Source organism: Phenylobacterium sp. (genome assembly GCF_036501465.1).
Classification (GTDB): Bacteria; Pseudomonadota; Alphaproteobacteria; order Caulobacterales; family Caulobacteraceae; genus Phenylobacterium.
Genome location: NZ_DASYAF010000121.1, coordinates 17,329 through 33,380, shown reverse-complemented (window position 1 = coordinate 33,380; position 16,052 = coordinate 17,329). Strand labels below are relative to the sequence as shown.

19 protein-coding genes are annotated in these 16,052 nt (G+C 71.2%); 10 read left to right on the top strand and 9 right to left on the bottom strand.

Features of this window, described 5'->3' with window-relative positions; genetic code table 11:
• Positions 1–67: 67 nt before the first annotated feature.
• The 3 genes from VGL85_RS13055 to tadA all read right to left on the bottom strand — a co-directional run bounded on the left by VGL85_RS13055 (position 68) and on the right by tadA (position 2,204).
• Complete coding sequence (locus VGL85_RS13055; protein ID WP_331589380.1) at positions 68–946, bottom strand: SDR family NAD(P)-dependent oxidoreductase; 879 nt, start codon at positions 944–946, stop codon at positions 68–70.
• A 333-nt stretch (positions 947–1,279) separates the two neighbouring features.
• Positions 1,280–1,723, bottom strand: a complete 444-nt coding sequence (locus VGL85_RS13050) for a DUF6265 family protein (protein WP_331589379.1) — start codon at positions 1,721–1,723, stop codon at positions 1,280–1,282.
• A 13-nt stretch (positions 1,724–1,736) separates the two neighbouring features.
• Positions 1,737–2,204, bottom strand: a complete 468-nt coding sequence (gene tadA, locus VGL85_RS13045; protein WP_414695252.1) for a tRNA adenosine(34) deaminase TadA — start codon at positions 2,202–2,204, stop codon at positions 1,737–1,739.
• A gap of 84 nt (positions 2,205–2,288) precedes the next feature.
• Here tadA and VGL85_RS13040 point away from each other — a divergent pair, with 84 nt between their 5' ends.
• Positions 2,289–3,290 (top strand): pseudouridine synthase, encoded by a 1,002-nt coding sequence (locus tag VGL85_RS13040; RefSeq protein WP_331589378.1) that lies wholly within the window; start codon positions 2,289–2,291, stop codon positions 3,288–3,290.
• A gap of 49 nt (positions 3,291–3,339) precedes the next feature.
• Here the strand turns inward: VGL85_RS13040 and VGL85_RS13035 are convergent, their stop codons facing one another.
• Positions 3,340–4,023: a CDP-alcohol phosphatidyltransferase family protein gene (locus VGL85_RS13035; RefSeq protein ID WP_331589377.1), complete on the bottom strand. Its 684-nt coding sequence runs from the start codon at positions 4,021–4,023 to the stop codon at positions 3,340–3,342.
• Entirely contained in the window at positions 4,020–4,412 is a 393-nt protein-coding gene (locus tag VGL85_RS13030) for a hypothetical protein (RefSeq protein ID WP_331589376.1), read from the bottom strand. The genes VGL85_RS13035 and VGL85_RS13030 overlap by 4 nt, the downstream gene beginning before the upstream one ends.
• A 142-nt stretch (positions 4,413–4,554) precedes the next feature.
• On the opposite strand from VGL85_RS13030, the gene VGL85_RS13025 reads away from it, so the two are divergent.
• From VGL85_RS13025 to VGL85_RS13000, 6 genes are all read left to right on the top strand, one after another.
• The gene (locus tag VGL85_RS13025; protein WP_331589375.1) at positions 4,555–5,520 is read left to right on the top strand and encodes a phosphatidate cytidylyltransferase; all 966 of its coding nucleotides are present in this window, start codon (positions 4,555–4,557) and stop codon (positions 5,518–5,520) included.
• Complete coding sequence (locus tag VGL85_RS13020) at positions 5,520–6,158, top strand: lysophospholipid acyltransferase family protein (RefSeq protein WP_331589374.1); 639 nt, start codon at positions 5,520–5,522, stop codon at positions 6,156–6,158. Before VGL85_RS13025 ends, VGL85_RS13020 begins: the two co-directional genes overlap by 1 nt.
• An 11-nt stretch (positions 6,159–6,169) precedes the next feature.
• The gene (gene rsmD, locus VGL85_RS13015) at positions 6,170–6,751 is read left to right on the top strand and encodes a 16S rRNA (guanine(966)-N(2))-methyltransferase RsmD (RefSeq protein WP_331589373.1); all 582 of its coding nucleotides are present in this window, start codon (positions 6,170–6,172) and stop codon (positions 6,749–6,751) included.
• A 131-nt stretch (positions 6,752–6,882) separates the two neighbouring features.
• Positions 6,883–7,656: a MerR family transcriptional regulator gene (locus VGL85_RS13010; RefSeq protein WP_331589372.1), complete on the top strand. Its 774-nt coding sequence runs from the start codon at positions 6,883–6,885 to the stop codon at positions 7,654–7,656.
• 176 nt (positions 7,657–7,832) lie between these two features.
• Positions 7,833–9,035: a molybdopterin-dependent oxidoreductase gene (locus VGL85_RS13005; protein WP_331589371.1), complete on the top strand. Its 1,203-nt coding sequence runs from the start codon at positions 7,833–7,835 to the stop codon at positions 9,033–9,035.
• Positions 9,032–9,379, top strand: a complete 348-nt coding sequence (locus tag VGL85_RS13000) for a cytochrome c (RefSeq protein ID WP_331589370.1) — start codon at positions 9,032–9,034, stop codon at positions 9,377–9,379. Before VGL85_RS13005 ends, VGL85_RS13000 begins: the two co-directional genes overlap by 4 nt.
• Positions 9,380–9,451: 72 nt before the next feature.
• Here VGL85_RS13000 and VGL85_RS12995 read toward each other — a convergent pair whose 3' ends face one another.
• From VGL85_RS12995 to mutL, 3 genes are all read right to left on the bottom strand, one after another.
• Positions 9,452–11,014 (bottom strand): ankyrin repeat domain-containing protein, encoded by a 1,563-nt coding sequence (locus VGL85_RS12995; RefSeq protein ID WP_331589369.1) that lies wholly within the window; start codon positions 11,012–11,014, stop codon positions 9,452–9,454.
• A gap of 78 nt (positions 11,015–11,092) precedes the next feature.
• Entirely contained in the window at positions 11,093–11,926 is an 834-nt protein-coding gene (locus VGL85_RS12990) for a class I SAM-dependent methyltransferase (protein ID WP_331589368.1), read from the bottom strand.
• The gene (gene mutL, locus VGL85_RS12985) at positions 11,923–13,788 is read right to left on the bottom strand and encodes a DNA mismatch repair endonuclease MutL (protein ID WP_331589367.1); all 1,866 of its coding nucleotides are present in this window, start codon (positions 13,786–13,788) and stop codon (positions 11,923–11,925) included. Before mutL ends, VGL85_RS12990 begins: the two co-directional genes overlap by 4 nt.
• Positions 13,789–13,837: 49 nt before the next feature.
• Between mutL and VGL85_RS12980 the strand changes: the two genes are divergently transcribed.
• The gene (locus VGL85_RS12980; protein ID WP_331589366.1) at positions 13,838–14,809 is read left to right on the top strand and encodes a TraB/GumN family protein; all 972 of its coding nucleotides are present in this window, start codon (positions 13,838–13,840) and stop codon (positions 14,807–14,809) included.
• Here the strand turns inward: VGL85_RS12980 and VGL85_RS12975 are convergent.
• Complete coding sequence (locus VGL85_RS12975; RefSeq protein WP_331589365.1) at positions 14,806–15,216, bottom strand: hypothetical protein; 411 nt, start codon at positions 15,214–15,216, stop codon at positions 14,806–14,808. The two genes, VGL85_RS12980 and VGL85_RS12975, sit on opposite strands and share 4 nt — an antisense overlap.
• 151 nt (positions 15,217–15,367) lie before the next feature.
• On the opposite strand from VGL85_RS12975, the gene VGL85_RS12970 reads away from it, so the two are divergent.
• Together VGL85_RS12970 and VGL85_RS12965 are read left to right on the top strand one after the other, a co-directional pair.
• Entirely contained in the window at positions 15,368–15,784 is a 417-nt protein-coding gene (locus VGL85_RS12970) for a hypothetical protein (RefSeq protein ID WP_331589364.1), read from the top strand.
• Positions 15,785–15,787: 3 nt separating this feature from the next.
• On the top strand, positions 15,788–16,027 hold the full coding sequence (locus VGL85_RS12965) for a helix-turn-helix transcriptional regulator (protein WP_414695251.1): 240 nt from the start codon (positions 15,788–15,790) through the stop codon (positions 16,025–16,027).
• Positions 16,028–16,052: the final 25 nt, after the last annotated feature.

The following is a 16,052-nucleotide window of genomic DNA, read 5'->3' as shown; positions in this document are numbered from 1 at the left end:
CCTCCGTCAGCCATCCGGCTGACACCTCCTCCCACAAGGGGAGGAGGGCCCTTGAGTGAGGCCCAGACTAGGCGCTCGTCGCCGTCCGCTCCTCGCTGTTCTGGAAGAACACCTCGCCCGCGTGCTCGGCCACGTCCTGCGCGGTGTAGGGCTTGCCGGGGTTGAAGCCGCCGGTCTGCAGCATCTTGATCTCGCGCACCCCGCGCGACGACACGCCCAGGATCTTGCCCGAGTGGTCGGCGGCCAGGTCCGAGACCATGAACAGCACGCCCGGCGCCACGTTCTCCGGCAGGCTCATGGGATCGGGCTCGCGGCCCTGGCGGCCGGGCAGGTCCGAGGTCATGCGGGTATAGGCGCCGGGCGCCAGGCCCATGACCCGGATGTTGTACTTGCGCCCCTCGATCGACATCACCCGCACCATCCCATAGATGCCCGCCTTGGCCGCCCCATAGTTGGTCTGGCCGAAATTGCCGTAGAGGCCGGAGGTGGACGAGGTCAGCACCATCGAGCCGCCCCCGTTCTCTTTCATCCATTTCCAGACGGGAAGCGCGGTGCAGTAGGTGCCCTTCAGATGCACCTTGATCACCTTGTCCCAGTCCTCCTCCGAGGTGTTGGCGAAGGTCTTGTCGCGCAGGATGCCGGCGTTGCAGACCAGGATGTCGACCCGGCCGAAGCTGTCCAGCGCGCTCTTCAGGATGTTCTCGCCGCCGGCGACGGTGGAGACGTCGTCGCCGTTGGCCACCGCCTGGCCGCCGGCCGCCTTGATCTCCGCCACCACCTTTTCGGAGGCCGCGCTGGTCCCGGTCCCGGAGCCGTCGCGCGACCCGCCCAGGTCGTTCACCACCACCCTGGCGCCTTCCTTGGCGAACAGCTTGGCGTAGGCCTCGCCCAGGCCGCCGCCGGCGCCCGTGATGATCGCCACCTTGCCGTCGAGCAGACCCGCCATGACCGTTCCTCCAAATGTGTTTGGGTTTTATGGCCGGCATCTTCGAACCGGGAGCGCCGGCTTGTCTACCTCTCCGGCGAAGCGGCGCCGCGGTCCCCCTCCCCTTGTGGGAGGAGGTGTCAGCCGGATGGCTGACGGAGGTGGGGTCGCGCTTACCTATCCGCGCGAGGCGAAGCTTCGTTCGAAGCTGAGAGACTGAGAGACCCCCTCCGACTTGCACCGCAGGGATGGTCTCCTCCCACAAGGGGAGGAGGGCCCGCGAACGCCGATCCAGACTAACCCCCGGTCGGCCCTATCCATGTCGTTCGCGCTTCCGGCTCCTGTCTTCGCGGATTAGGGCGTCAGGCGGATGTAGTGGATCTCGCTCGCGGTGGGCTTGCCGTTCATTTCGCCCTCCAGCCGGGTGCAGAGATCCGCGCCGCAACGGCGATAGATCACCCGCCGCGGGAAGGCGTTCTGCGGGTTCTCGAACACCGCCTCGCCATCCGGTCCCGGCTGTTTGCGATAGACGCCCAACTTCGCGGCAGCCATCACCGGGGTGAAGGCCACGCCTTCGTCGTCGGCGGTGATGGTGATGAACTCCACCCGCACGGCCTTGCCGGGAACCGCCGCCTGGTTGACCGCGGCCATGGCCCCGTCGAGCGGCGGCAGCCAGGTCAGCTGCACGGTCGTCCCGCCCGACTGCCCGGTCCAGACGCCGGCCATCCAGGTCAGCTTCGCCACCTCCGCCTTGGCCGTGGTGAGCGCGGTCGCCGCCGCCAGAGCCGCCAGGATCATCGCCAAGCCTCCGTCACATGCGCCGGGCGCGGAAGAAGGCCTTCAGCATAGCCGAACTCTCCTCGCCCAGCACGCCGCCTTCGACCGTTGGTCGCCAATGGCATGTCGGTTGGTCGAAGAATCGCGGGCCGTTGACCACCGCGCCGCCCTTTTCGTCCTCAGCCCCGAACACCAGCCGCCCGATCCGCGCGTGGCTGATCGCGCCGGCGCACATGGCGCAGGGCTCCAGGGTCACCACCAGGGTGAGGTCGCTCAGCCGATAGTTGCCGAGCTTCTGCGCCGCCGCGCGGATCGCCACGATCTCGGCGTGGGCGGTGGGGTCGTGCGACCCGATCGGCTGGTTGGCGCCCACCGCGATCACCTCGCCCGAGGCCGGGTCGACGACCACCGCGCCCACCGGGGTCTCGCCGGCCTTGGCGGCGGCTTGCGCGGCGTCGAGCGCGATGCGCATGGTGCGATGGTCATGATCCACGATCCGCACCGAACCGGCGGCCGCCCCTCCGGTCAAGCCCGCACGCCCCAGGAAGCGGGCGTCCCCGGGGAAGGCGGAGGCCGGGTCGCCAAGATGCTGGCCCGCGCCGGCGTCGCTTCTCGCCGCGAGGTGGAGCGGCTGATCGAGGCCGGCCGCGTGGCGCTGAACGGCCAGGTGCTGACCACGCCGGCCATCAAGGTCGAGCCCGGCGACATCCTCACCGTCGACGGCGAGGTGGTGACCGAGGCCGAACCCGCGCGCCTGTTCCGCTACCACAAGCCCGTCGGCCTCTTGACCAGCCACAAGGACCCGCAAGGCCGCCCGACCCTCTTCGATCGTCTGCCCGGCGGCCTGCCCAGGCTGATCTCGGTGGGCCGCCTGGACATCAACTCCGAGGGCCTGCTGCTGCTCACCAACGACGGCGGCCTGGCGCGCGCGCTGGAGATGCCGCAGACCGGCGTGGTGCGCCGCTACCGCGCCCGCGCCCACGGCCGCGTCACCCAGGCCAGGCTCGACACCCTGAAGGCCGGCATCACCGTCGAGGGCGTCCGCTACGGGTCGATCGAGGCCACCCTGGATAAGGCCAAGGAGGGGCCGCAGGGCTCCAACCTGTGGATCACCGTCGTCCTGGCCGAGGGCAAGAACCGCGAGGTTCGGCGCGTGCTGGAGGCGCTGGGCCTGAAGGTCAACCGGCTGATCCGCCTGTCCTACGGCCCCTTCGCGCTCGCGACCCTGGGCCCCGGCGAGGTCGAGGAGGTCGGCCCCCGCGTGATCCGCGAACAGCTCGCCCAGCACATCGCGCCGCAGAACCTGCCGACCGGCGACCGGCCGGCCTGGAAGGCCCCGTCCAAGGCCGCCGCCGGCCCCCGGCGCGGCGCCGTGGAGCTCGACCGCCGGCCGGCGCGCGGCGGCAAGCCCCACGCCGCCAAGGCCAAGCCGCATCGCGCGAATGCGTCAGCCGCCGCGTCGGGCGAGCCGGCGAAGAAGAAGGAATACAAGGCCGGCTGGGCCAAGCCGAAGAGGAAGCCGGTGATCGCCAAGGCCGCCGCCCCGAAGCGCCGCTCCGGCGGCAAGCCCGGCGCCAAGCGCCGCTAAGGCAACGCCAAATAGCCCGGCCATGACGACCAGATATGAGTGATCGCGGTCAGTTCGCGCTCCGCGCCCGCTCGGCCAGCGCCCGGGCGAGGTTGCGGGTGCGCCGGGCCACCGTCAGCGCGGTCCCCAGCGCGATCACGACCAGGCCCAGCAGCATCACCTCGCCATGGCCCCTCCACAGCGGCTCGGCGGCGGCGATCAGGCAGGTCGCGGTCAGCGCCGCCATCCGCTGCGGCTTGGCCATCGGCCCGGAGAAGTCGGCGGCAAAGCCCAGGCCCCGGCCCAGTTCGCGCACATAGGCCGTGGTCACCGCCAGCACCGCGGCCAGCCAGCCCAGGCTCATGCCGGCCAGCGGATAGGCCGAGCCGAAGGCGCAGGCGCCCGCGCCGGCCAGGAACAGGGCGTCGGAGACCCGGTCCGGCAGCTCGTTCCAGATCGCGCCCGAGGTCGAGCCGCGCTTGAACTCGACGGCCACCATGCCGTCCAGCAGGTTGCAGATCAGCCGCCCCTGGATGCAGGCCGCCGCCGCGACCAACTCGACGCCGTGCGGGATCGGCCCGCTCATCCCGGCCAGCGCCATCAGCGCGCCGCCCAGCACGGCGAAGGCGACGCTGGCGGCGGAGATCAGGTTGGGGCTGGCGCCGGCCCGGGCCAGCAGCCGCGCCGAACCCTGGGCCCAGCCGCTGCCGCGGCTCTTGATCGGGCGGCGGTTCTCGACGGTGGGCTCGCTCATGACTTCGCTCCGATCCGTCCACGCACCAGCACGCTCGTGTAGATGATGGCGTAGAGGGACGACACGCTCCATGGCACGGCGATGGTGCGGGCGATCTCCGGCGTGCCGATCAGGGTATGGACGCCCACCAGCAGCGCCGCGATCACGCTCGCCGTCGCCAGCGGCGGGACAACATAGGCGGCCGGTCCGCCGAGCCGCGCGGCCATGGCCTCCAGCGCCCGCTTCAGCACCAGGGTGATGGTCCCCGAGATCGCCCCCTGGACCAGCGCCGGAATCCAGGCGGCGGCCAGGCCGTGGCCGGCGTTGGCCCACAGCGTCCAGCCGCCCATGGCCAGGAAGGCGAAGCTCACGTGGACGGCGGTGGCCTTGGCGAGCTCGCGGATGGTCATCGGGTCGTCCGGCCGGCTCTTCGCGAGCCTGGGGGGCAAAGCTTGAGGCGGCGGCGCTTCTCGGGTCAAGCGAGACGCCTTGACCCTTGATCCAGGGTTGTCATGGTCCCAGCCGGGGCGGCGTCTCCCAGCCGGGGTTTCCATGGATATGATCGCGGGTTTCTTCGCCGCCCAGCCGCGAGCCCTGCTCTGGGGCCTGGGCGGCGTCCTGGGCGCGCTCACCCTGGCGGTGGCGATCGCCGCCCTGTTGCCGGTGCTGAAGCCCGGCGGCGACTTCACCAACCTGCGCCAGCGGATCACGTCGTGGTGGGTGATGATCGCGCTGCTGGCCGCCGCCCTGCTCATGGGCTGGGTCGCCGTCGTCATCCTCTTCGTGGTCATCTCGTTCATCGGGCTGCGCGAGTTCCTGTCGCTGGCCCACATCCGCCCCGAAGACCGGCTGATCGTGCTGCTCGCCTACCTGTGCATCCCGGTCAGCTACGCCTTCATCGCCATCGACCGCTACGGCGTCTACCTGGTGTTCATCCCGGTCTACGTCTTCATGTTCCTGCCCTTCGTGATGACCTGGATCGGCCAGACGCGGGCCTTCCTGGCCACCGCCGCGACCTTCCACTGGGGCCTGGTCACCTGCGTCTACAACCTGGGTTTCGCCGCCTTCCTGATGCGCACGCCCGCCAGCGACCACCTGCCGGCGGGCCCCTCCGGGATGGTCTTCTTCCTGCTGGTGGCGACCGAGGCCAACGACGTCATGCAGTACGTCTGGGGCAAGCTGTTGGGCCGGCGCAAGATCATCCCCAAGGTCAGCCCCAACAAGACCTGGGAAGGCTTCCTCGGCGGCTGGGCGACCACGGCGGCGCTGATCTGGTTCTTAGGTCCCGTCTTCACCCCGCTTTCGGGCCTGGGCCTGGCGATCATGGCGGCGGCCCTGCCGGTGGCGGGCTTCGCCGGCGACGTGACCATGAGCGCGGTCAAGCGCGACATCGGGGTGAAGGATTCCAGCGCGCTGATCCCCGGCCACGGCGGCCTGCTGGACCGCGCCGACAGCCTGATCTTCACCGCGCCGCTCTATTTCCACATCCTGATGTTCTTCTGCTTCAAGGACTTCTGATGCGCTGGCTGAGACGCGCGGTCATCGTCTGCATCGCCCGGCCGATCGCCCGGGTGTTCACCGGCGCCGACATCGTGGGCCGCGAGAAGCTGCCGCTCACGGGCCCGGCGATCCTGGTGGCCAACCATTCCAGCCACGTCGACACCGTCCTTTTGCTGACCATCTATCCGTCCAGGGCGCTGGACCGGGTGCGCCCGGCCGCCGCCGCCGACTACTTCCTGAAGGGCCGGGCGATGAGCTGGTTCTCGCGCAACATCCTGGCCATCGTGCCGGTGGCCCGCGACCGCGCCGGGTCCGGCGAGGACGTGCTGGCCCCGGCCCGCGAGGCCCTGGCGGCCGGCGACATCGTGCTGATCTTCCCGGAAGGCACCCGCGGCGACGGCGAGGACCTTTCGAAGCTGAAGAGCGGCGTGGCCCGGCTGGCGTCCGCCTTCCCCGATGCGCCGGTGACCCCGGTCTGGCTGCAGGGCGCGGGCCGGGTGCTGCCCAAGGGGACCCATGTGCCGGTGCCGCTGAACTGCACCGTGCTGGTGGGCGATCCGGTCCATTGGGGCGGCGACCGCGCGGCCTTCATGGAGCAACTGCGCGTCGCGCTGGAGGGGCTGAAGGCGCTCGCCCCGCCGCAGCGCTGGGCTTAAGAGCGGGCGCCATGCGTATCGTCTCCGGCAGTTTCCGCGGCCGCGCCATCGCCGCGCCCGAAGGGTCGTCCACCCGGCCTACGTCCGACCGCGCGCGCCAGGCGGTGTTCAACATCCTGGAGCACGCCGCCTGGTCGAACGGCCTGCGGGGCGTCCGCGTGATCGACCTGTTCGCCGGCTCCGGCGCGCTGGGCTTCGAGGCCCTGTCGCGCGGCGCGGCTTTCTGCCTGTTCGTGGAGACCGACGAGGCGGCGCGCGGCGCGATCCGCGAGAACGTCGCGGGCCTCGATCCCTCCGGCGGCCTGTTCGGCGTCACCCGCGTCCACCGCCGGGACGCGACCGACCTCGGCGCGCGGCCCGGCGCTGATGGGCCGGCCTTCGAGCTCGCCTTCCTGGACCCGCCCTACGCCAGGGGCCTGGGTGAGATCGCCCTGGCCAAGCTCGCCGCCGGCGGCTGGCTGGCGCCCGGCGCGCTGGTGGTCTTCGAACGCGGCGTCTCCGAACCGGCCTTCGCCGTCCCCGGCTTCGAGGCCCTCGACGTCCGCGACTATGGCGCGGCGGGGGTGCATTTCCTGCGCTATCAGGCCGCCTGAATCCCACGCTTGACCCTCACGCGCCGTGAGCCCTGATAGGTCCGTCCATCGCAAATCTCGATGGGATCGGGTGGGACATCCGATCGCTGAATCGAGATTTGAATCAAAGATGGGATGAAGGACGATCGATCGTGGCCGGCTACACGGTGAAACAGGTGGCGAAGCTGTCGGGCGTCTCCGTCCGCGCCCTGCACCACTACGACGAGATCGGGCTGCTCAAGCCCGCCTGCGTCGGCGCCAACGGCTACCGCTACTACGGCCGCGAGGAGCTGCTGCGCCTGCAGCAGGTCCTGTTCCACCGCGAGCTCGGCTTCTCGCTTGAGGAGATCGCGCGGACCCTGGACGCGGCCGGCTTCGACAAGGTGGCCGCGCTGAAGGCCCACCGCGCGAAGCTGGCGGCGCAGACCCGGCGCTACCGCGAGCTCATGCGCACGATCGACCAGACCCTCGCGTCCCTGGAAGGAGAAGCGACGATGGACGAGACGGCGATGTACCGGGGCTTCGACCCCAAGCAGCAGGACGCCTACGAGAGGGAGCTGGTCGACAGGCACGGCCCGGACATGCAGGGCCACATCGACCACGCCAAGGCCGGCATGGTCGGCTGGAAACAGGCCGACTTCGACGCCATGCAGGCCGAGGCCAAGGCCATCGAGGCGGCCATGGCCAAGGCGCTGGCGGACGGCCTGCCGGCCGACGCGCACGCCGTGAAGGCGCTGATGGCCCGCCAGCACGCCTGGGTCAGCAAGGGCTGGAACCGCCAGGCGCCGCTGGAGGCCTTCGCGGGCCTCGGCCAGATGTACCTCGACGACCCCCGCTTCCGCGCCCGCTACGACGGTCGCCAGCCGGGCCTCGCCGAATACATGGCCGCGGCCATGGCGGCCTATGCGCGGAGCGAGCGCGGCTGAAAGGCCTGGCGCCTTCCCCTGCTCGGCGGGGAAGGCGCCGTCTTCTGAGCCCCGAAGCCGTCTACCGCGAGATGCAGCGTCGCCGCCGGGCTTCGGCGCCCCGTTAGGCAGGCGCGGTGCATCTCGCGTTTCGCCCAGCCGTCCGCCACTGTCGCTCCGTCATCGGAGGATCTGCCATGGCCACGAGCTTCTCGGATCGACGCGGCGTGCTGACCGGCGCGGCGGCGATGCTGGCGGCGGGCGCCGCGCGGGCGGAGACCGTGACCCTGCCCTTCGGCAACGGCGAGCGGCCGGTGGCGACCTATCCGGAAAAGCGCCCCATGCTGCTGCTGACCGAGCGGCCGCCGCAGCTGGAGACGCCCTATTCGGTTTTCGACACCGGGGCCTTCACGCCCAACGACGCCTTCTTCGTGCGCTATCACCTGGCCGGCACGCCGCCGCGCGGGCTCGACGCGGCGACCTTCCGGGTGAAGGTGGGCGGGGCGGTGGAGCGTCCCCTGGACCTTGGCCTGGCGGACCTGCGGCGCGACTTCCCCGCTGTGACGCTGGCCGCCGTCAACGAGTGCTCCGGCAACGGGCGCGGCTTCTCCGCGCCGCGCGTCGCGGGCGGCCAGCTCGGCGAAGGCATGATGGGCAACGCCCTGTGGCGCGGCGTGTCGGTGAAGGCGCTGCTGGAGCGGGCGGGCGCCAAACCCAGCGCCCACGCGGTGGAATTCAACGGCGCCGACCGGCCGCAGATCACCACCATCCCGGATTTCGTGAAGGGGCTCGGCATCGACCATGCCCGCGACGGCGAGGTGATGCTGGCCTATGAGATGAACGGCGCGCCGTTGCCGCTGCTGAACGGCTATCCGCTGCGGCTGATCGTGCCCGGCTACTACGGCACCTACTGGGTCAAGCACGTGAACGAGCTCACGGTCCTGGAGCAGGAATCGCAGAGCTTCTGGATGCAGAAGTCCTACCGCATCCCGGACAACGACTGCGCCTGCACGCCCGCCGGAAGCCCGGCCACGGCCACCCGGCCGATCGGCAAGCTCAACGTCCGCAGTTTCATCACCAACCTGACGGACGGCCAGACCGCCAGGGCCTCGCCGCGCACCCTGGTCCGCGGCATCGCCTTCGACGGCGGCTCCGGCATCCAGGCGGTGGAGCTGTCGACCGACGGCGGCGCGACCTGGAAGCCCGCCAGGCTCGGCCAGGACCACGGCAAATATTCCTTCCGCGAATGGTCGGCGCAGGTCCCGCTGCGCCCCGGCGAACACGTCCTGATCGCCCGGGCGAAAAGCAGGGCCGGCGAGATCCAGCCGCTCACCGCCAGCTGGAACCCCAGCGCCTATATGCGCAACGTCGCCGATCCGGTGCGGGTGACCGTGGCATGAGGCGGCCCGCGCTCCTCCTGCTCGCCGGCCTGGTCCTGGCCGCGCCTCTCCAAGGCGCCGCGCGCGAAGCCAGCGCCAAGCCGCCCCCCGCCTACAACCCGCCGCCGGAGACCTCCCGGCTCATCGAGGGGCCAGGCGTCGACCTTGCCCGGCGCTACTGCCTGACCTGCCATTCGGCTGACTATATGAGCACTCAGCCGCCGCACATGCCCGCCGCCTTCTGGCGGAACGAGGTGGCCAAGATGCGCAACAACTACGGCGCGGCCGTTCCCGAGGACGCCGCCAAGGCGATCACGGACTACCTCGTCGCCACCTACACCGAGCCCTCGGCCGGCCGCAAATAGGTTCGTTGCGAGGGCCGCGCTCCAGCCGGCGTCAGGTGGCGGGCGAAGGCCCCACCGAAGAGATGGCCGCGGCTAGGCCGGCGGCCGTTCGGCGGCGTGGACCGCGCCGAGCTTGCGCAGGGTGATCGCCAGCGGCGAGCCCGCGCCGGCCCGGGATTCCACGACGTCGAGCGCTCGCTTGCCGTCGTGCGGCGCGTTGAGATCGAGCCCGGCCTTGACCAGCATGCCCAGCACCTCGGCGGACGGCGCGCCGTCGATCTCGGCGGGATCGAGCCTGGGCGAGAACAGGATGCTCCAGATCGGAGGAAGGCCGGGCACATCGGGAGTCTGGACGTCGGGTTGGGCCGCCAGCACCGCCTCCAGGGCCTGCGCTGGGCTCGGGCGCTTGAGGTCCCGTAGGATGCGATACCGGTTCAGGGCCATCCACACCGGCGTCACGCCGAAGCGCCCGCGCATGGCGGGCATGTTCACGTCGGCCTTGCTGGCGATCAGCAGTTCGATCGCCGCTTCGTTCCCCGGCTTGTAGCCCTGCAACGCCAGGCCCAGCGGCGTGGCGTGGGATGAAGGATCGTGGGTGTTGGGATCGGCGTGGCCGTTCAGCGCCTGGCGCATCAGGTCCAGACGCCCCTCCCGCGCCCCTTCCAGCAAGAGGTCGTTGGCCGCCATGGGCCCCATCACCTCTATGATCGCGGCGAAGGCGGCGAGGTCGGGCGCCAGGTTGGGGTAGAAGCCCTGCCGCGGGCGCTGGTGGTTCTGGCTGAAGATCCGGCGGATCATCGCCGCATCGTCGCTGCGCAGGGCGGCCTCCACATAGGTCTCCGGCCAGACCGGCGGCGGCCCGCCCCTGGCCTCCAGCAACTGGTCCAGAATGTCGTCGTGGCCGAAGGCGATGGCCAGCAGCAGCGGCGTGATCCCGAACTCCGCATCCTGGCGCTGTTGGCGGGCCGGGTTGGCGCCGGCGGCCAGCAGGGCCTTGACGATCTGCGGCCGGTTGCGGGCCACCGCCCAGTCCAGGGCCGTCATCTTCAGATCGTCCAACGCGTCGACTGGCTCCGCGGCGATCAGCCGGCGCACGTCCATCAGCGTCCCGCGCCGCGCCGCCTCCTGCAGGGTCGACACCGGCCGCGCCGGGATGCGAGCGGCCTCCTTCAGCGCCGCCAGGCCCGCGATGTCGCGCGGTGGGGCCCGCGCGGGCTTGGTCTCCGGCGCGCACAGGTCGGCGTAGGGGAACTCGGGCCGATCGACCAGGGCCCGGTTGTAGCGGGTGGCATAGCCGTCGTAGCTCCCCACCGTCATGGTCAGGGGCGTGAGCGGCGGGCCGATGAAGTCGCTGGTGATCAGCCGCGCCAAGGTCTTCGGCGCCTTGAGGTAGGGCGTCATGCAGACCACGCCCAGCGTATGCCCCTCGCTAGGGAAGACGCCCGATAGCAAGAGGCCGAACTCGCCGGCCTTCGCCGCGGCGGCGGCGTCCTCGACCGGGTCCGCGCCGGCGGCGATCCGCTTCTCGACCGCCTGCAGCGACGGGATATCCGCAGGCATGACCTCAAGCTGGGCGAAGGCCGGCCATGCCGAGCCGGCGCCAAGTGCGGCGGCGGCCAGCGCGGCGGCGATCAGCAGGATCTTCATCGGCGTCATGTGCCCCTACCGGTTGGCGGCAAGCCTAGGTCCGCCAGGGCTAACGGAGCGCAAAGCGCCGGCGATTTCGGTTTTCTTTCAGGGCATCAGGTGGCGGGCGAAGGCCGGGAGGGTGCGATAGGCCATGTGGATGTTGTCGTCGAAGGACGCCATGGCGAGGCCGAAGCGGGCGAACAGGCGGGCCAGCGACTGGCGGGTGTGCAGGGTGATGTGGCCGTTGCGCGGCCCCACATAGGGCCACTTGAGGCCCACGGCTTCGAAATTGGCGGGTTGGACGAGGGTGGAGAACAGCACCAGGCCGTCCTCGGCCAGCAGGTCCACGATATCGGCCGCGCCGCGCACCGGGTCGGCCATGTGCTCGAGGGTCTCGAAACAGGTGACCAGGTTGAAGCGGCGCTGCGGCCGTTCGCGGAAGGCCGGCGCGAAGGCGTCATAGGTCGTGGCGCTGCGGAAGCCCTGCTCGCGCAGCCGGGCCGCGAAGATCCCGCTGCCGCCGCCGTAGTCCAGCACGTCCAGTTCGCCCGCCGCGGCGCCGAAGGTGTTGGCCACCAGGGTCGCGCAGTTGTTGGGCCGGATCTCCACATAGTCCGGGTCCACCTCGACATAGGTCTCGTTGTAGATGCGCGCCTCGAAGTCGGCGTCGCTCCAGTCGTCGAAGCTGTCGCTGAACACCAGGCCGCAGACCTCGCAGCGCCGGTAGTAGACGGCCGCCCCGGTCAGCGGCAGGAACTTGCCGCGGATCTCCTCGCAGCTCTTGGCGAAGTCCACCACCCCGAACAGCGGCGAGGCGCCGCCGCAGACCTTGCAGGGCATGGGCGCCGGGTTCGCCGGGCGCAGGCCGAGCGTCCTGGCGGGGTCCAGGGCCGGATCCTCAGCCCTGCCGGGGGCCGCCTCGGGCGCCGTTTCGCTCATCTGCGCCCGAACAGCCGCTCGATGTCGGCCAGCTTGAGTTCGACGTAGGTCGGCCGGCCGTGGTTGCACTGGCCGGAGTGCGGCGTGGCCTCCATCTGGCGCAAAAGGGCGTTCATCTCCGGCGCCGTCAGCCTGCGCCCGGCCCGCACCGAGCCATGGCAGGCCATGGTCGAGCAGACATCCTCCAGCCGCTCCTTCAGCGCCAGGGCCGCGCCGTTCTCCGCCAGGTCGTCGGCGATGTCGCGCACCAGGCCGGCCGCGTCGGTCTCGCCCAGCAGGGCCGGGACTTCGCGCACCAGGATCGCCCCGGGTCCGAACGGCTCGACCACCAGCCCCAGCGCCGCCAGCTCCTCGGCCTTGGCCGCGACCCGCTCGGCTTCCGCCGGATCCAGCTCCACCACCTCGGGCAGCAACAGCGCCTGGCGGGCCACCCCGCCGTCGGCCATCTCCACCTTCATACGCTCATAGACCAGCCGCTCGTGGGCCGCGTGCTGGTCGACGATCACCACCCCGTCGCGGGTCTGGGCGACGATGTAGGTCTCGTGCACCTGGGCCCGCGCCGCGCCCAGCGGATGGTCCACGGGGTCGAACGCCGGGGCGGGTCCGGCCTCCTCGGCGACGCCGAACTCGGGCTGAAGCTCGGCCCGGGCCGAAACCTCGGACAGGCCGGGGATCGCCTGCACGGCGGCGGCCAGCGCCGCACCCTGCGGGGTCATATTGCCTTGGGGCGACCAGCCGCCTTGGGCCCAGGCGGAATAGCCCGTGGCCCGTGGCGGCGGGGTCCATCCGCTACCCGGACGGAAGCCGCCCAGGGCGGCGCTGGCCACGGTGGTGGACGCCCGGTGCCCGGCGCTCGCCAGCGCATGGCGCAGGCCGCCGACGATCAGCCCGCGCACCAGGCCCGGGTCGCGGAAGCGCACCTCGGCCTTCGCCGGATGGACGTTGACGTCCACATAGGCCGTGTCGAGCTCGACGTAGAGCGCCGCCAGCGGATGGCGGTCGCGGGCCAGGAAGTCGGCGTAGGCGGCCCGTAGCGCGCCCTGCAGCAGCCGGTCGCGCACCGGCCGGCCGTTGACGAACAGATACTGGTGGCCGGCGTTGCCGCGGTTGTAGGTCGGCAGGCCAGCGTAGCCGGTCAGGCGCACGCCCTCGCGCTCGTGGTCGATCAGCAGCGCATTGTCCGAGAACTCGTGGCCCATGACCTGCGCCAGGCGCGCCAGCCGGCCCTCGTCGCCCGCCGCCTCGGCCGGCAGGCGCAGCGTGCGGCGGCCGTCCAGGTCGAGGGCGAAGCTCACCGCCTCGTGCGCCATGGCCTGGCGCTTGATCTCCTCGGCGATGGCCATGGCCTCGGCCCGCTCCGACTTCATGAACTTCAGCCGCGCAGGCGTGGCGTAGAACAGGTCGCGCACCTCCACCCGCGCCCCGTGCGGATCGGGGAAGGGCGCCGGCGTCACCGGCCCCACCGCGCCGGCCTCCACCAGGATCGCGTGGGCGTCGGCCTCGCCGCGCGCCCGGCTGGAGATCGACAACCGCGCCACCGAGCCGATCGAGGGCAGGGCCTCGCCGCGGAAGCCCAGGGTCGCGATATGCAGCAGGTCGTAGTCGCCGGCGTCGTCGGGGGCGAGCTTCGAGGTCGCGTGCCGCTCGATGGCCAGCGGCAGCTCGGCGGCGGTCAAACCTTGGCCATCGTCGGCCACCAGGATGCGGGTCAGGCCGCCGCCGTCCGCCTGGACCTCGACCCGCGCGGCCCCGGCGTCGAGCGCGTTCTCCACCAGCTCCTTGACCGCGCTGGCCGGGCGTTCCACCACCTCGCCGGCGGCGATGCGGTTGACGGTTTCGGGCGGCAGGCGACGGATCGGCATGTCAGGGCTTTCAACGGCCGCACACTATAGGACGATTCCGAACCCGCCCATGCGACCCCGCCGTCTCTCGATCGCCGCCCTGGCGCTTGCCGTCGCAGCCCCGGCCTGGGCCCAGGTCCCGCTGACCCCCGCGCGGCCCGATCCCAACGATCCGGACTCGGTGATCGTCGAGGAGCTGGTGGTCACCGCCAGGCTGCCGGGGCCGGCCTGGTGGACGGTCTCCAATGGGACCTCGACCGTCTATGTGCTGGGCTCGCCGTCGCTCGCGCCCAAGAAGATGGCCTGGGACCGCACGGTCTTCGACCGCCGCCTGGCCGGCGCCAGCCAGGTGATCCTGCCCTATCAGGACGTGCATGTGACCTTCGCCGGCTCGCTGGGCGCGGCGTTCAACTACATGCGCCTGAAGGGCGGCGGGCCGTTCGAGGCGACGCTGGATCCGCAGACCCGGGCGCGGTTCGTCGCGGCGCGGGAGAAGCTGGGCCAGCCGGCCAGGCGCTACGACACCAGGAACGCCCTGGCGGCGGGCATCCTGCTGGCCACCGACTATCGCGACCGCAACGCCCTGACCACCACCGACCCCGCCAAGCTGGTGAAGCTCCTGGCCCAGCGCGCCCGGGTGCCGGTCGCCCAGAAAGCCTATTCCATCGGCCCGCTGATGGGCGAGATGATCCGAACCCCGCCGGCGGCCGCGCGAACCTGCTTCGACGAGGTGCTGGCCCAGGCCGAGGCCGGGCCGGCGGTCACCCTGGCCGCGGCCAGGGCCTGGGCGGGCGGCGACGTGCGCGGCGCGCTCGGCAATGAGCGGACGCTGGAGCGCTGCTTCGCCGTGGTGCCCGGCGCGGCCGCCTTCGACGCCAGGGTCAAGGCCGACGAGGCCGCCGAGATCGCCCAGGCGCTGAAGAAGCCCGGCCACGCCCTCGCCGTCGTGCCCCTGCGGCCCCTGCTGGCCCAGGGCGGGGTGCTGGACCAGCTCCGCGCCAAGGGCTTCACAGTGACGACGCCGGGGCAGGAAGCGGACTAACGCGGCCCGAAGGTGGCGGCGACGAAGTTGTCGTAGCTGTCCAGCACGTGCGGGTCCTCCTTCACGATCTGCACGACCTGGCGCGGGATCAGCTTCAGGTGGTCGACCATGCCCTCCGGCGTCATGTGCATGACCGGCGCGAAATCGCGGAAGATCGCGAACGACTTCTGCTCGTAGCCGTCGACGTCGACCCTGGCCGGCCCGCCGGCGAAGGCCTTGCGGGTGGTCTCGAACCAGGCGTGCATGTGCGGATCGTTGATCCAGGCCTGCTCGTCGTTGCCCTGCAGGTTGGCGTGGCTGGCGTCCGTCGGCGGCGCCGGATGCTGCGCCAGGGCCGGCGCGGCGAGGCAGAGCGCCGCGAGGCCAAGAATCGTGGGGAGGGCGAGGCTGGGAAGACGGCGGGTCATGGCGCGAAGGCTCCGGGTTGCGGCATGGGTCCTCGCGCCGCGAAGCGGTTGTCGCCGCGTCGCGGGGCTGCTACGCCATGCCAAGAAACTCTGACATAATGTAAAAGATATCATACATCATGTCGAATGAACTTTACGTAAGAGGCCGGCCATGTCCTTCCGCGAGAAGTCCGCCTGGATCACCCTGATCTCGGTGCTGCTCTGCTTCGGGGCCTATTTCGGCGCGATCGTCACCGGCCATATCACCGGTCGTGGGCTCTCCAGCATGCTGCTGCTGGTGGTCTGCGGGGTGGCCCTGGTGGTGCTGCAGGCGGCGCTGCATATCCTGGCGGCGATCACCTCGCCGGCCGACGCCCGCGCGCCGCGCGACGAGCGCGAGCTGCTGATCCAGGGCCGCGCCCACAGCCTGGGCTACTACGTCTTGACCGGTCTGGTGCTGTCGCTGTTCATCCCGGTCCACCTGGGGCACAGCGCCATCGACATCGCCAACTTCGCCCTGCTCAGCCTGGTGCTGACCACGCTTGCGGTGGCCGGCGCCCAGATCGTCATGTTCCGGCGCGGGGTCTAGGGCGTGGGGCCAGGTTTTCAGAAGAGCGGCCTGCCGATCGCCAACCAGATCCGCCGCCTGCGCTTCGAGCATGGCGAGATGACCCAGTCCGAACTGGCCCAGGCCATCGGCATGACGCGCCAGACCATCGCGGCCATCGAGGCCGGCAAATATTCGCCGTCGCTCGAGGCGGCCTTCCGCATCGCCCGGGTGTTCGGCGTCGGCGTGGAAGCGGTGTTCCAGTGGCGGAACACCCTCCCCTGATGGGGAGGGACGGGCGCGCAGCGCC

What these genes read in the sequence shown, in the direction of transcription:
- VGL85_RS13035 (WP_331589377.1), bottom strand. Translation starts at nt 4,023, where the DNA reads ATGAGCGAGCCCACCGTCGAGAACCGCCGCCCGATCAAGAGCCGCGGC.
- VGL85_RS13025 (WP_331589375.1), top strand. Translation starts at nt 4,555, where the DNA reads ATGGATATGATCGCGGGTTTCTTCGCCGCCCAGCCGCGAGCCCTGCTC.
- VGL85_RS12970 (WP_331589364.1), top strand. Translation starts at nt 15,368, where the DNA reads ATGTCCTTCCGCGAGAAGTCCGCCTGGATCACCCTGATCTCGGTGCTG.
- VGL85_RS12975 (WP_331589365.1), bottom strand. Translation starts at nt 15,216, where the DNA reads ATGACCCGCCGTCTTCCCAGCCTCGCCCTCCCCACGATTCTTGGCCTC.
- VGL85_RS13040 (WP_331589378.1), top strand. Translation starts at nt 2,289, where the DNA reads ATGCTGGCCCGCGCCGGCGTCGCTTCTCGCCGCGAGGTGGAGCGGCTG.
- VGL85_RS12980 (WP_331589366.1), top strand. Translation starts at nt 13,838, where the DNA reads ATGCGACCCCGCCGTCTCTCGATCGCCGCCCTGGCGCTTGCCGTCGCA.
- VGL85_RS12990 (WP_331589368.1), bottom strand. Translation starts at nt 11,926, where the DNA reads ATGAGCGAAACGGCGCCCGAGGCGGCCCCCGGCAGGGCTGAGGATCCG.
- VGL85_RS12995 (WP_331589369.1), bottom strand. Translation starts at nt 11,014, where the DNA reads ATGACGCCGATGAAGATCCTGCTGATCGCCGCCGCGCTGGCCGCCGCC.
- VGL85_RS13000 (WP_331589370.1), top strand. Translation starts at nt 9,032, where the DNA reads ATGAGGCGGCCCGCGCTCCTCCTGCTCGCCGGCCTGGTCCTGGCCGCG.
- rsmD (WP_331589373.1), top strand. Translation starts at nt 6,170, where the DNA reads ATGCGTATCGTCTCCGGCAGTTTCCGCGGCCGCGCCATCGCCGCGCCC.
- VGL85_RS13030 (WP_331589376.1), bottom strand. Translation starts at nt 4,412, where the DNA reads ATGACCATCCGCGAGCTCGCCAAGGCCACCGCCGTCCACGTGAGCTTC.
- mutL (WP_331589367.1), bottom strand. Translation starts at nt 13,788, where the DNA reads ATGCCGATCCGTCGCCTGCCGCCCGAAACCGTCAACCGCATCGCCGCC.
- VGL85_RS13020 (WP_331589374.1), top strand. Translation starts at nt 5,520, where the DNA reads ATGCGCTGGCTGAGACGCGCGGTCATCGTCTGCATCGCCCGGCCGATC.
- VGL85_RS13005 (WP_331589371.1), top strand. Translation starts at nt 7,833, where the DNA reads ATGGCCACGAGCTTCTCGGATCGACGCGGCGTGCTGACCGGCGCGGCG.
- VGL85_RS13050 (WP_331589379.1), bottom strand. Translation starts at nt 1,723, where the DNA reads ATGATCCTGGCGGCTCTGGCGGCGGCGACCGCGCTCACCACGGCCAAG.
- VGL85_RS13055 (WP_331589380.1), bottom strand. Translation starts at nt 946, where the DNA reads ATGGCGGGTCTGCTCGACGGCAAGGTGGCGATCATCACGGGCGCCGGC.